10 protein-coding genes are annotated in these 14,177 nt (G+C 50.6%); 6 read left to right on the forward strand and 4 right to left on the reverse strand.

From position 1 onward, the window contains the following. Positions 1 to 195: 195 nt before the first annotated feature. Positions 196 to 1,116 (forward strand): type I pantothenate kinase, encoded by a 921-nt coding sequence (coaA, locus tag QMG93_RS18635; RefSeq protein WP_281939028.1) that lies wholly within the window; start codon positions 196 to 198, stop codon positions 1,114 to 1,116. 74 nt (positions 1,117 to 1,190) lie between these two features. On the opposite strand, the gene QMG93_RS18640 is transcribed toward coaA, so the two are convergent. After that, positions 1,191 to 1,451 carry an SDR family NAD(P)-dependent oxidoreductase gene (locus QMG93_RS18640; RefSeq protein WP_309299677.1) on the reverse strand — a complete coding sequence of 87 codons (261 nt, stop codon included), beginning with the start codon at positions 1,449 to 1,451 and terminating at the stop codon, positions 1,191 to 1,193. 173 nt (positions 1,452 to 1,624) lie between these two features. Here QMG93_RS18640 and QMG93_RS18645 point away from each other — a divergent pair, with 173 nt between their 5' ends. Next, entirely contained in the window at positions 1,625 to 2,965 is a 1,341-nt protein-coding gene (locus QMG93_RS18645) for a TrkH family potassium uptake protein (protein ID WP_281939030.1), read from the forward strand. 21 nt (positions 2,966 to 2,986) lie between these two features. On the opposite strand, the gene QMG93_RS18650 is transcribed toward QMG93_RS18645, so the two are convergent. Continuing rightward, positions 2,987 to 3,619, reverse strand: a complete 633-nt coding sequence (locus QMG93_RS18650) for a TraX family protein (RefSeq protein ID WP_281939032.1) — start codon at positions 3,617 to 3,619, stop codon at positions 2,987 to 2,989. Between the two features lie 161 nt (positions 3,620 to 3,780). Here QMG93_RS18650 and QMG93_RS18655 point away from each other — a divergent pair, with 161 nt between their 5' ends. Both QMG93_RS18655 and QMG93_RS18660 read left to right on the forward strand, forming a co-directional pair. Then, positions 3,781 to 4,644, forward strand: coding sequence for an AraC family transcriptional regulator (locus QMG93_RS18655; protein ID WP_281939034.1), 864 nt, complete (start codon positions 3,781 to 3,783; stop codon positions 4,642 to 4,644). Positions 4,645 to 4,799: 155 nt separating this feature from the next. Beyond that, on the forward strand, positions 4,800 to 9,137 hold the full coding sequence (locus QMG93_RS18660; RefSeq protein ID WP_281939036.1) for a discoidin domain-containing protein: 4,338 nt from the start codon (positions 4,800 to 4,802) through the stop codon (positions 9,135 to 9,137). A 682-nt stretch (positions 9,138 to 9,819) separates the two neighbouring features. Here QMG93_RS18660 and QMG93_RS18665 read toward each other — a convergent pair. After that, positions 9,820 to 10,845: a tetratricopeptide repeat protein gene (locus tag QMG93_RS18665; protein WP_281939038.1), complete on the reverse strand. Its 1,026-nt coding sequence runs from the start codon at positions 10,843 to 10,845 to the stop codon at positions 9,820 to 9,822. 335 nt (positions 10,846 to 11,180) lie between these two features. On the opposite strand from QMG93_RS18665, the gene QMG93_RS18670 reads away from it, so the two are divergent. Together QMG93_RS18670 and QMG93_RS18675 are read left to right on the forward strand one after the other, a co-directional pair. After that, positions 11,181 to 12,287, forward strand: a complete 1,107-nt coding sequence (locus tag QMG93_RS18670) for a hypothetical protein (protein ID WP_281939040.1) — start codon at positions 11,181 to 11,183, stop codon at positions 12,285 to 12,287. 126 nt (positions 12,288 to 12,413) lie between these two features. Beyond that, positions 12,414 to 13,040 (forward strand): S-layer homology domain-containing protein, encoded by a 627-nt coding sequence (locus QMG93_RS18675; RefSeq protein WP_281939042.1) that lies wholly within the window; start codon positions 12,414 to 12,416, stop codon positions 13,038 to 13,040. Between the two features lie 267 nt (positions 13,041 to 13,307). On the opposite strand, the gene fba is transcribed toward QMG93_RS18675, so the two are convergent. Continuing rightward, entirely contained in the window at positions 13,308 to 14,171 is an 864-nt protein-coding gene (gene fba / locus QMG93_RS18680) for a class II fructose-1,6-bisphosphate aldolase (protein ID WP_281939044.1), read from the reverse strand. Positions 14,172 to 14,177 lie beyond the last annotated feature (6 nt).

Below are 14,177 nucleotides of genomic sequence, written 5' to 3' on the forward strand. Positions count from 1 at the left end.
CAGTACATACATAAATTCAAATAAAAAAAGCCGTACTGCTCGCGGCTGAGATGATGCTCCAGATGTGGGATTTGTCCGTCTTTGCTCCGAATCGGCCTTTTTTCAGGAGTAACAAACTAGTGAAATCGCCGCCGGGTCATGCTATGATATGAAAATGCATTACTACTAAACCATTTGATGGACAGCGAGGTCCCGATGAATCCGTACTCCCTCTATTATGAATTCGATCGTCAGGCATGGTCCGGACTGCCCGCTACCGCGCCGCTTCGCATTACGATGGAAGAGTTCGAGCAGCTCAAAGGCCTGAACGATAAAGTCCCGTTTCAAGAGGTCGAAGAAATTTATCTTCCCTTGACGCGGTTTCTCGATCTGCTGGTGGAGAACGCCAGGGCGCTTCACCGTACGTCCGCTTCGTTCCTGCAGAACGGCGCCGAACCTGTTCCGTTCATTATCGGCATCGCCGGGAGTGTGGCCGTGGGCAAAAGTACGACGGCCAGGCTGCTGCAGCTGCTGCTGTCGCGATGTTCGGAGCACCGAAATGTGGAGCTGATTACGACGGACGGCTTCTTGTTCCCGAACCGCGTGCTGGAGGAGCGGGGGCTCATGAAGCGCAAAGGCTTCCCGGAAAGCTACGACATCAAGAAGCTCCTGCGGTTTATCCGCGATATTAAAGCAGGCAAGCCCGTCGTCCATGCGCCGGTCTATTCCCACTTGTCGTACGATATTGTGCCGGACGAAGTGGAGACGATCCGCCAGCCCGATATTTTGATCGTGGAAGGCATCAACGTCCTGCAAGTCGGGAAACTATCTCAAGTGTTCGTCAGCGACTTTTTCGATTATTCGATTTATGTCGACGCGAAGGAAAAAGACATTGAGCAGTGGTACGTCGAACGGTTCCGGATGCTCCGGGAAACGGCGTTTCTTAATCCGAAGTCGTACTTCCACCGTTTTGCCGAGCTGCATGGCGAGGAGCTCGTCGCAACCGCTTCCGGGATTTGGCGGGACATCAACGCGGTCAACCTGCACGAGAACATTTTGCCGACCAAAGGACGCGCGAAGATGATTCTGGAAAAAGGGGCGAATCACGCCGTACAGCGGGTATTCGTGCGGAAGTGACGCGGCAAAAAGCCGCCCCCTTCCCGGCGGCTGCCAGGGAAGCGGACGGCTGTGCGGCCATAGGCCCGCTGCCGTTAAAACTCGCTCGCATTCGCAAGATGTCTCCCATCCACCGTGATCGTGGAACCGTTTACGTAGCTGGACTCGTCGGATGCGAGAAACAGGAAGACGTTCGCCACTTCGTCGATCGTGGCCGACCTTCGCATCGGCGTTCGCTCGGAAAAGACCGCCAGCCCTTCCCGGATGCGCAGCTCACGGTCGAGCGGCGTCTCCACGAACCCCGGCGCGACGACGTTCACGCGGATGCCGTACCGCGCCAGCTCCGCACTGGATATTTCGAGGCAGCTTGGGTACGTCCAGACGCCGGAGCAGGAGCCGAAACAAGCTGCAGCCCCCTCAGCTTCCGGGTCATATCCCCCTTGCGCATAGTGAAATCCTCACCATCCCGTGCTATGATATGGAAAGCCATGACAACAACCGTGGGAACATAACTTTGAGGTGAAATCCGGTGCGCAATCCGGCCAAATTTATCAAAATTACCCCGCCGCGCGTATTGGCGGGGGGCTTTGCTCTCATCATTTTAATCGGCTCTCTTCTGCTCACCATGCCGGCCGCCTCTGCGGACGGGCAGTCCATGAAGTATATCGACGCCTTGTTTACGGCAACGTCGGCCACCTGCGTCACCGGGCTGATTATTGTCGATACCGGCGTTCATTTTTCATTGTTCGGGCAGATCGTTCTGCTGCTGATGGTGCAGTTGGGCGGACTCGGCTTCATGACGATGGCCACCTGGTTCACGCTGGCGTTGAAGCGCCGGGTCTCGCTGCGGGACCGCCTTTTATTGAAGGAATCGATGAATCACGCCAACATCGACGGCATCGTCCGGCTGATCATCCGGGTATTCCTGTATTCGATAACGATCGAAGGGATTGCGGCGATTTATTTCATGCTGCGCTGGTCGCAGGAGATGCCGCTCGGGAAGGCCGCCTATTTCGGCCTGTTCCATTCCGTCTCAATCTTCAACAACGCGGGCTTCGAATTGTTCGGCGGATTCCGCAGCTTAACGCCCTACGTCAACGATCTCGGCATCAATCTCGTTTCCATGATGCTCATCTTTTTCGGCGGAATCGGGTTTGTCGTCATCTCGGAACTGATCGAATTTCCCAAGACCCGCAAGCTGTCCTTGCACAGCAAGGTCGTCTTGTCGACGAACGGCATTCTGGTGCTGACGGGCGCCGTGCTCATTCTGATCTTCGAATTCACCAATGCGAAAACGCTGGGCAGCATGCCTTGGGACACGAAAATCGTCGCCTCCTTCTTCCAGTCGATGACTTTGCGCTCTGCCGGCGTCAACACGCTCGACATCGCCGAGCTTCGGACTGCCACGCAGTTTCTGATGATCATTATGATGTTCATCGGCGCGGCTCCCGGCTCCACCGGGGGAGGCATCCGGCTCACGACGTTCGCCATCCTGGTCGGGGCTTTCGTGGCAATGCTGCGCGGCAAGGAAGACGTCGTGCTGTTCCGCCACCGTTTGCCCGCGAAGGATATCTACAAAGCTGTCACATTCACGCTGACCGCCGTTTTTTTCCTCGCGTTTGCGACGATGCTGCTGTCTACCCTTCAGGACCAGGATTTTCTCAAAATCCTGTTCGAGACGACCTCAGCCTTCGGTACGGTGGGTCTCAGCATGGGGCTGACCGCTGACCTGACGTTTGCCGGCAAAATTGTGATGATTTGCGTCATGTTTATCGGCAGGGTGGGACTCGTGACGCTGGCGTTCGCCTTGCAGCCGAATCCGAAAAAAGAGCTGTACCGGTATCCGGAAGGAAAAATCATCATCGGATAATGACGGGAGAGGATTTCGAAGCTACCGGTACAGGGCGACGATCGGTTCGATCAGCGCTAGAACGGCCAAATGCGCCGGATAAAAGCTTCTCCACAGCCATCCCGGAACGTTCCGGTGTTCGAATTGTCCATACCGTACAGGTGCATAGGCGATACCTATCGTGACAATAATGCTGTATGCCCCAAGGACCCAGCCCTTGAGCGCCAGAAACAGCACATTTACAATAAAGTGACTGACCACCATCGTATGGCTTTTCGTATAGCGATAGATCAACACCAGCAGCAGCCCGTACAAGCCGTAATCGAAGCTCAAAGCCTCCATGATCACGACCGAAGCGACGGCAACCGGAAGCCAAACGTTTTTCTTGCGGTGTTCCATGACATATAAGACCGCTACGCACACAAGCAGCGTCCCTACGGCGTTCACGCCCATTTTTCCCAAGGCCAGCATATACGGCGCTTGCGATAGGACGGCCAGGAGGAACAGACGCTTCATATAGCTTTTTAAATCTCTCGTATGTCTGTATCCCATGACGATACCATAGGCGTAGATCGGGAAGGCGATTCGACCGATCACCCTCCATATGGCCTGATCTTCGAAGAATACGGCGCCGATGTGATCCGCCAGCATCGTGATCATGGCGATAAGCTGCATAGAATCCTCCGTTTGCGCTCATTTTATATCAACGTACACCGCGCTGCCGGAAACCGCAAGCTTTTGTTAAGGTAATCCGTTCCGGCAATCGGTTCACGGAAAGCACGCAATGACAGGATCGGTCGGTTATTCGGTGATACGATAAGGTACGAAGGAGGAGGATGCGGTTGGAGTGGCTGATCCGGATGAAAGAGGCTCTTGATCTTATGGAAAAGCGGTTGGACGGAAGGCTGGATATCGAGGAAATCGCCAGAGCCGCTTATGCGTCCCCGTTCCATTTTCAACGCATGTTTCATATGCTGACGGGAATGACCGTGGCCGAGTATATGCGGAAGCGCAAATTGACCTTGGCTGCGCAAGAGCTGGCTACGACTTCCGCCAAGGTGTTGGACGTCTCGCTGAAATACGGCTACGACTCCCCGGAGTCGTTCGCCAAAGCGTTCCGCAAAATCCACGGCATATCGCCGTCGGAGGCCCGTAATCCGGGCGTCAGCCTTAAAGCGTTTCCCCGCATCTCCTTCCATCTATCACTGAAGGGAGACAAAGATATGGATTACCGTATCGTGGAAAAAGAGGCTTTTACGGTTGTCGGCAAGTCCATTCAAGCGACGTGCCGGAACGGGGAGCAATCGCAACACATCCATAAGCTGTGGCAGGAAAGTCATCGTGACGGCACGATAGCCAAGCTTGCTTCCCTGGGAGCCGGCGAGAATTTGCTGGGCATCGTCGAGATGCAGCCGGACAACGAGACCATGACGTATACGATTGCAGGCATAGCCGGCCCCGAAGCTGCAATGGAAGGGTTCATCGTGAAGACGATTCCCGCTTCCACCTGGGCGATCTTCACCTCGGTCGGGCCGCTCCCCGGAGCGATCCAGAACGTATTTGGCCGCATCTTTCAAGAATGGTTTCCGGCGACGGGCTACGAAATTTCCGGAGCGCCGGAGCTGGAAGTCTATCCGCCAGGCGATACGACGGCAGAGGACTACCGGTGCGAGGCTTGGGTGCCGATTGTGAAGAAGTAGTTATCGAAGAGCTTGCCAAGCGGCAGGCTCTCTTTTTTTGTTAAAAAGTAATCAAATGTATATGGAAAGTAATAAGTTGTCTATTTGAATGGAAAAACCGGTCTCTTAATATAAAAGTTGAGGTGTTTTTTCCAAAAATGCACAAGGAGGAGAACATGAAAAGGAAAACGCTTTCTAGTTTATTGTCACTGGTGCTTCTCTCCACGCTTATCCCCGCAGGCCCGCCACAAGCAGCCGCTGAGGCGGGGCGGACAGGCGACGTTTCTCCGATGCTTCCCGTTACCCGGTCTGTTTATGAAACCGTTTACGGTGGCAGGGCCATGCCTGCGAATGTTGTCAGTACCCCGGTCGGCGTTAATTTGGCGGTACATCAAGCGGTGTACGCTTCGGGGAACGAAGTGGACTGGCTTGGCCCGGCCAATGCCGTTGACGGCAACGGCAGCACGCGATGGTCGTCCGCCCTGCAAGACGATCAGTGGTTCTATGTGGACCTCGGCGAAGAGTTCACCATAAACCGGGTGACCATCAAATGGCAGACCCCCGCCAGCAAGTACAAGCTGCTGGTTTCAAACGATGCGCAGCATTGGACGAACGTGCTCGGCCATGACGGCGAGATTGCATGTAGAGGCGGGACGGAAACGACCGATTTTGACGATGTGAAAGCAAGGTATGTGAAATTTCAAGGCGTGCAGCGTGCTCCTGTGGAAGGCACCTTTTACGGGTATTCCTTCTTCGAATTCGAGGTGTATAACGCCGGCGAACTGCCCAAAATCGTGAAGGGCATCACCCAAATCCCGCCTATTGCCAAAGGACAGACGGAGATCGTTCTGCCACAAGTGCCCGAAGGCTACAAGGTTTCCGTATACGGCAGCGACAGACTGCCCGTGATCGATCAAACGGGGAAAATTCACACGCCTCTTGTGGATACGAAAGTGAATCTCCTGTTTCAAGTCGAACATACGGGCACCGGTCAGAAAGCCATAACCGGAAACGTGCTCGCAGCGGTACCAGGGCAGTATACGCAAACGGACGATTTGAACAAGGAGCCGAAGGTCATCCCGTCGCTGCGCGAATGGCATGGCCGGACCGGAAATTTCACCCTGAAGCCGACCTCGCGAATCGTGGTCAATCCGGCCCATAAAACGGCTTTGCAAAAAGCCGCGGAGCAAACGAAGGAAGATCTGCGGGATATTACCGGCGTCAGCGCGAACATTATTTACGGTGCTCCACAGGCGGGCGACCTTTATTTGTCCATCGACGATTCCTTAGCCTGGCTCGGAAAAGAAGGCTACCTCTTCGACGTTAACGATCATGTCACGATTACATCGGCTGATGTGACAGGCGTCTTTTTCGGGACGAGATCGGCGCTGCAAATTTTGAAGCAGGATGAAGGTCATGCCCATATCCCCAAAGGGACGGCAAGGGATTATCCGAAGTACGAAACACGCGGGCTCATGATCGACGTTGCCAGAAAGTTTTATACGATTGAGTTTCTGAGAGACTACGTGAAGCTGCTGTCCTGGTACAAAATGAACCAGTTTCAGATTCATTTGAACGACGATGTAGGAACGCCGTTCCAAGACGGTACGACTGCGGCCTATCGTCTGGAGAGTACGAAATACCCCGGGCTTGCGAGCAAAAACGGCTTTTACACCAAAGAGGAGTTTCGCGATCTTCAGCGGCTTGGCATGGATTACGGCGTGAATGTCATTCCGGAGATCGATACACCGGGGCATTCCAGAGCTTTTACCAGCTTCGATCCTTCTCTGGGGACCGGACCTCATCTGGACATTACGAAGCCGAAAACGGTCGATTTCGTCAAAAGTTTGCTCGACGAATATATCGATGGCGACAACCCGACCTTTATCGGCCCCGACGTCCATGTCGGGACGGACGAATATTGGGGCAATACCGAGGTTTTTCGCGGGTATATGGATACGCTCGTCAAGCATATCAACGGCAAAGGCAAGCATCCCCATATTTGGGGCGGCATGAGGGAATACAACGGGGTCACCCCAGTCAGCACCGAGGCCACGATGGATGTGTGGCACGTGCCTTACGGAGATGCCCGGCAAGCGATCGATCTTGGATACGATATCCTGAACACGGAGAACAGCTATATGTATCTCGTGCCAAGATTGTACAAAGACCGGATCGACCCTAAATATATGTATAAAATGTGGGAACCGAACGTATTTAGCGATACGACGCTGCCCTACGGCCATCCGAAGCTGAAAGGCGCCATGCTGGCGCTGTGGAACGACATTTCGGATTCCGTCGGATTATCGATGGACGATTCTCATGACCGAATGTTCCCCGGCGTGCAGGTGCTGTCCGAAAAAATGTGGACAGGAAGCCGGGAAGACGCTGACTACAACGCTTATGCAGCCGCAGCGGAACGGATCGGCGAAGCGCCGAACGCCAACATCTCCCATAAGCTGCAAGTCCCGAATAAAGACGGCAACGTCATCAAGTATTTGTTCGAAAACGGCTTCGCCGACGCTTCCGGCAACGGCTACAATGGCATCGGCAAAAATGTAGCGGCAGCGGACGGCAAATACGGCAAAGGCGTACGGTTCGGCGGAGGAGAAAGCTACATCAAGACGCCGCTAGAAGCGTTAGGATTTGGATGGACCGTTTCCATGTGGATCAAGCCCGATGCCGACAACCCGGATGATGCAGTACTGCTGGAATCGCCTGTCGGCCAAGTGAAGCTCAAGGAAGGAAAGACCGGGCTGCTGGGCTTTTCCAAGGAACACTATCACAGCACGTTCCAATACAAAGTTCCGGCGGGACAATGGACGCACTTGCTGCTGACCGGAGATAACAAAGGCGTATCCCTGTATGTCAATGGCAACGAGTACGTGGAGAAATTATGGGTAACGAACGGCGCAACGCCCCGGATCGATACCTTGGTGCTGCCGCTCGAGAAGATCGGAAGCTCCGCCAATTCCTTTAAAGGCGTCATCGACAATCTGATCGTTTACAATAAGGCGGTCAGCTTCGACGGGATGAACCTGGCGTTAAACAAGCATGCGGAAGCATCGACCAGCGAGGCCCCTCATTTGTCGCCGGATCAGGCTGTCGACGGAAATACGGGCACAAGATGGTCGAGTACTTTTGAAGACGATAACTGGTTCAGCGTCGATCTCGGTGAACAGCAGGAAATCGACAGCGTCGTGATCAAGTGGGAAGGCGCTTACGCCAAGAAGTACAAAATACTCGTTTCCGGCGATGGCCAGCAGTGGCAAAATGTAAAAGCAGGCGATGCGGTGATCGACGGCAAAGGCGGAGTCGAGACGATCAAATTTGACACCGCCGTCAAGGCGAGATATGTCAAGCTTCAAGGCATCGAAAGAGGTACGATATACGGCTATTCCATTCTGGAGTTTGAAGTGTACGGACCGGGGGTGTTGAACAGCTATTTGGAGCTGGTGAAACAAGCGGAAGGCTTGCTGGCCTTGGGCAAAGGTGACAGCGGGCTGAGAAGCCAATTGCAAGAAATGCTCAATCATTTCCCGTACGACTACGAAAGCTCGATCAGCCCGCTTCAGGAGCTGATTGCGCGGTTGAAGGAATCGATCGAATGGGAAAACGATAAAACGCCGCCGGTGACAACGGCGAGCGTCTCGCCTTCCCGTCCGGACGGGCAGCAAGGATGGTTTATCCATCCGGTAACCGTCACCTTGTCCGCACAAGACGAACAGTCCGGCATCTCCAGAACGGAATACAGCCTGGATTTGGGAAAAAATTGGAATTTGTACATGGAACCGATCCAATTCAGCACAGACGGAATGTACGGGCTGCGGTACCGCTCTACGGACAATGCCGGTAATGTGGAAAAGGCGAAGCCCCTCCTCCTGAAAGTCGATACAACGGCTCCGACCCTGGCTGCAATGGCGAACGGCATCCCCTTGGCGGACGGGACCGAATTTATGGACAGCGAGACGCTTGCGCTGGATGTGCAAGCCTCCGATTCGGTGTCGGGCATTGCCGGGACAACGATCACGGTAGACGGCAAGCCGTATGCCCCCGGAACTCCGCTGCGTTTGGCAGGCCAATTGGGAACGCACGCGGTCCAAATGACAGCGACGGATCAGGCGGGCAACGTGTCGCAGGCGGCGATTTCGATTGTTGTTAAGACTAGCATCGCTTCCATGCAGCGGCTGCTGGAATCTTATCATGCTGCCGGAGAGCTAAGCGGACCGCTCAAGAATAAGCTGTCCGCGAGCTTGAAGACCGCCCAGAATCACGAAGCGAAAGCGAAGCTAAAACAGGCCGTCAAAGCGATGAACGATTTTAAGAAGAAAATCGACAAAGCGACCAAGAAGGATGTTATTTCCGAAGCGGCAAAAGCGGCATTGATCGCCGATGCCAACGCGCTAAGCCAAGCTTGGACCGGGAACTCCTACGATCTGGAGCAGGCTGATAGCACCGACGATCAGCTCGAAGTCGGCGACGATTCCCCGGACAGCGAGGACGCGACCGCGTAAGTAAAGCCTAAGTGTCCAGAAAGTGTTTTTCCTCTACTAAGCTGCTTCAAATAAAAATTTCCTGCGGACCCGGAGACCCGCAAGAAAAATAACTCCTGAACCCTAGAGCTCAGGAGTTATTTTCGTTTATTCGCCTACACCAACGTCTACGTAAGCTGTTACAGGCTTCTTTTTTGCTATCTCTAGAGCTTGAAGCAGTTCGTCAACATGGGAAGAGACTTCCTTTTTCTCAAGCTATAATTTGCCTTTTCACAGTAAATAAATAAAGAGCTGCTTAGAATTGATGCTTGGATCGCAGACAGCGTAACCGGGAGGGTACGAGGGGGTGCTCCTCCAAATATTCCACTAAAGCGGATAGTACATCTATATTCCCCGTTTCGAGTTCTAGTAAAAGCATATTTGCTTTTGCAATGGCCTTAAACTTATCGACCTCCTTTTCCCGTCATCGTCCAGAAACTTGAACCATCCGAGATTGGTGTTGCGTCGCATCGAATTTGCGAAAAAATCTCATCTTTTTGAAAAAACAAAAGAGCCCCTGACCACAGGCCGGGACTCTTATTATTTTATTAGCCGCCCCATCCATTATGATCGAGCAGCTTTATCGAAGGCTCCTGCGGTTGCTGCGGTACAATGATTCCACTTAACAAGATCAACCCCATCACTACAGATAATAACGCTTTCTTCATAAATCAAACACTCCTTCTACAATATTTTTGTACCCCAGTTTCTGCTGTTCTGTCGCGTATTCGCTATGCTTTCTAAATAACGAAACGCATTTTTCGAAGCCTGCATAATAGTTCATCCTATGCGCCAAATAAAGAGCATATAACAACTCGTCAATACCGCCGACGATACGTTTCTTTTTAAAATCATACTTAGCTTTTTCGTACCAAAAATGAAATAATTGAGTTCCGTTAATATAGGTTACTTCGGAATTTACAGGAGGAAGCCAAATTGAAAATTTGTTGATAATGTCATCGGCATCAAAACGGAACTGATTTGCCGATTCAACAACCGATAAAAGACTTGGTAAAATCTCTTCGCGGTTTTGGTCTAAAAATTCAGACAATTCAGGGAGCACTTTATTGTTACCAGTTTTTAATTCGAGATTGTACATATTCGCCTTGCCCCAAGTTCGAAACTTCTCAACCTCCTTTTTCCCCATGTCATCAAGGCACTCGAACCATCCAAGGTCTGAATACTCAGCCACGCATTTTTTCGCTTCTTCATATCGCCCTTGCATGGTGAGAACAAACCCTTTGATCCTCAGTCCATGACCATAATATACCACTAAATGCCGCTCAGTATGTAGGTTTTTAACAAAATTTTCTTTTTTTAATCGATCATAAACAAAAATAGCACATGCATACAATTCGTCCCCATAACGTTCAACCCTTTTCCAGTCGCCAAGTGAATAACAAACATTCGCCAGCAGCAACAAAGCATCGAGTCGCGTGTCTTCCGGCAGAAGGCTATAGAACGGCTCAAAGCGTTCTAATGCATCCTTATTTTCTTCCGAGCTAATTCCGACGAGGCATTGAAACAACCGGAATTGACACAGGAGAAACGTTTGATCGTTATTATCCGTCCGCTCAATGATAGTACGATACAAAGGCGCTGCTTCTGTTTTCTTTTCCTCTTTGAAAAGTTGCTCTGCTACAGCATAGAATTGATCTTTCATCCCTGCCTCAAACCCTAGATTTGTCATTTGACCCAAACGCTCCCTTCAAGATATACCATAATATTACATCTAGGAGTTTTCGATGGCAATATAGAACATTTGGAGGGGAATAACCGAATTTCAGCAAGTAACAGTAGAAAACGAGAGTAAAACAACGAAATATGACATTTATCAACAAATAAGTACATATTTTTACACAACTTTTTGAACACAACCTAGTAAAATCGCTTGTTTTAGTACTACTAAATGCTCATAAAAAAGTAGTTTTGTCCCATATGATTATATTGCCATTCATGGTATTTTTTAGGTGGACAATATGTCGGCCGGCTCTTTGTTCCAAAAAAATCAAAGGAGAAGAATCCATGAAAATAAAAAAAGTCGTGTATGCATCCGTAGCTTCGACGGTACTTACTTTTTCCATTCTGGGGAGTGCGATTGCCCAAACGCAACAAGAACCAATCACAATTTCAAAACAAGAAGTGGAGAAAAGTTTCGAGGTTGCAAGGCATGAATTGACATCAGTGGGAGTAACGGAGGAAACGATTGCGAAACTTGGTGATAAAGTTGATTTTGTTTCAAAGATTGTGAAAATCAACAATTTCAACAAGGAACAAGCGGCCAACTTTATCCAAGGCATTGTTAATCCTAAAATTGACGAGATGATTTCTGGTAAAGCACTTCCCGAAGGTGGGTTTGAAGTAAATGGACAAAAGGAACCTGGATTTGGGACGGAAAAGAAATTTAAACGCCTGCAACAAAAAAATGATGTGACCCCTTCTACATCCTCAAGGTATGGATACGAGATGGACACGGGAGGACACTACATTTACACTGCGACCAAAGGGTACCATAAGGGATACATGCATGTTCAATTCCCTCAAGTTTATCTGGCAAACACGTTAACTACAAGAGCAATGGAGTTTTTTGGTTTTTACCATGAAACAGGTGGAGGCGGGGATGCCGGTTTATTCACTAGGGATGGGCGGTATTGGAAATTAGGAATGAATATTTATCCTGCTCCTCCAGGCACGACTGGTTGGTGGGAAGGAGGTAACATCATCGATAAAAATGAGCACGCCGAAGTTCTTTTAGTATCGTGGGAAGAAAACGATACACTCTTTACAAGTGCATTTAATCGGTATACAGGTAATCCATTGAGTGCTATATCTTTCTACGCACCCGGACATGGTTTTGATAAGTATAATCCTACTACCGCTGTAAATAACGAGCATTCTTTAACCTTCTTCGAAAATCAAGGCGATATTACTGATGGCTCATACAGCCAATACGGTAAGCACTATAATGTCTTGCTTGCCGATTCAAATGGTTATACCGTGAACTGGGACTATTCAAAAACAAGCTCGGAACGTAGATCCGGTACGCCTGATGAGCAACGAACGGTTAAAGGTGTTTATGGTACACCATTTAGCAACGAGGTCAATATTTATTTCGATTTGCCAAGACGTTAATTTTAATTGAAGGAAAAGGCTCTCGAAGTTTGAGGGCCTTTTTTTATAGCCATCGCAACTTTCTTGAATTATTTTCGTCAATTGTAAATAGAACGTTTAATTTACATTAAAAGGAGGGGTCATTTTATGATTGGGCGCAAGTGTCTTTTATCAGCACTTTGCATAATGATGTTTTTCTGCGGATACAGCAGTGTACATGCGGAAGAAATTAAATTTCAAGATGTTAGCAAGGATCATTGGGCCATAGATACCATACAATGGGCTGTTAAGGAAAAAATAGTGGATGGGTACCCTGATAATACTTTTAAGCCGGAACAAGTTGTTGGACAAAAGGAATTTATAACACTTTTGATCAGGACATTTAAACCTTCGGATTTTAGTCCAGATGATCCTAATAATACGGGGGATTGGTCTTACCCCTATATGACCTTTGCCTTTAGTTACGGATGGTATGTCATTGTTCCTTTTCATCAGCCCAAAGGTTCTGATATTGGCCTAGCCCGGGGTCAAGCAGCCAAAATTATTGCAGATGCTACAGGCAAAAACTATAACCAACAGGATTCAATTCGTTATCTTTTGGACAACGGCATTGTAGAAGGGAAAATTGACAACTCTTTTGAAGGATTCAAGGAAGGTGATCCACTTACAAGAGCCGAAGCGTTAACCATGATTAAACGCGTACACTCTAAGCTAGACAAATTGCAAAAATCACCAAAGGAAACCGTTAAATACGAGCCAAAATCCGAAAAATAATAATCTCCCCGAAAAGGTCGCAATGTGTTTACATGCGACCTTTTCAGTATCTAGGCTACTATATTTGGTAAGCCAGCGGGGAGGGCTATTCTGCCGGCTGCCCCGATAGCCTTTCGAAATTTATTCGCCAACCAGTGAATATAATCAGCGATGTGAAACGAGTGACCAGAATTCCGCTCTCGCCCCCCAACAAAAAAAGCGCCTCCGGCCTTGCGGAATGGGCAGTTCATGCTCATTCCGGGGCCGGAGGCGCTCTTCCGTATGCAATTACGCTTGATTCCCGCTGCCGAACAGACGGATTTTAGCTTTGACCGCTTCTTTAATCGCTTCGCGGGCAGGCACCAAATAATTTCGCGGATCGTAAGCTTCGGGATGGTCGTTCAAGAAGCTTCGAATCGCAGCCGTGAAGGCCATTTGATTGTCCGTGTTCACATTGATTTTGGCTGTTCCGAGCGAGATCGCCCTGCGGATCTCGTCCTCAGGAAGGCCGCTTCCTCCATGCAGAACCAGAGGCAGCCCGGTCAACTGCTGAATTTCCGCCATGCGGTCAAACCCAAGCTGAGGCTGGCCGCGATACGGGCCGTGCACGGAGCCCAGCGCCGGCGCCAGGCAGTCGATGCCGGTCTCCCGGACCAACCGCAAGCATTCTTCGGGCACGGCATACATCGCTTCCGCCTCGTCGACCACGAGATCGTCCTCCCGGCCCGTAATCCGGCCAAGCTCGGCTTCCACGCTGACGCCAAGCGCATGTGCGGCCTGCGTCACGCTGCGGGTTACTTCGATGTTGTGCTCCAGCGAATGATGCGACGCATCGATCATGACGGAAGTAAACCCGGCGTGAATCGCCCGAATGCATACCTCATAGGTGGAGCCGTGATCCAAGTGCAGCGCGACCGGCACCGTAATGCCGTATTCCGCGACGAGCGCTTTGACCATTCCCGCGATGAACGGCAGTCCGCCCATATAAGGGATATACGCTTCGCTCACGCCGAGAATGACCGGCGACCGCTCCTCTTGCGCCGCCTGCAGAATCGCCTGCGTGAACTCCAGGTTGTTTAAATTAAATTGTCCGACCGCATACCGCCCGTCGAGCGCCCGTTCCAGCATGTGTTTCATGGAAACAATCGTCATTTCTAG

This window comes from Paenibacillus tyrphae (assembly GCF_027925525.1).
Lineage (GTDB): Bacteria > Bacillota > Bacilli > Paenibacillales > NBRC-103111 > Paenibacillus_G > Paenibacillus_G tyrfis_B.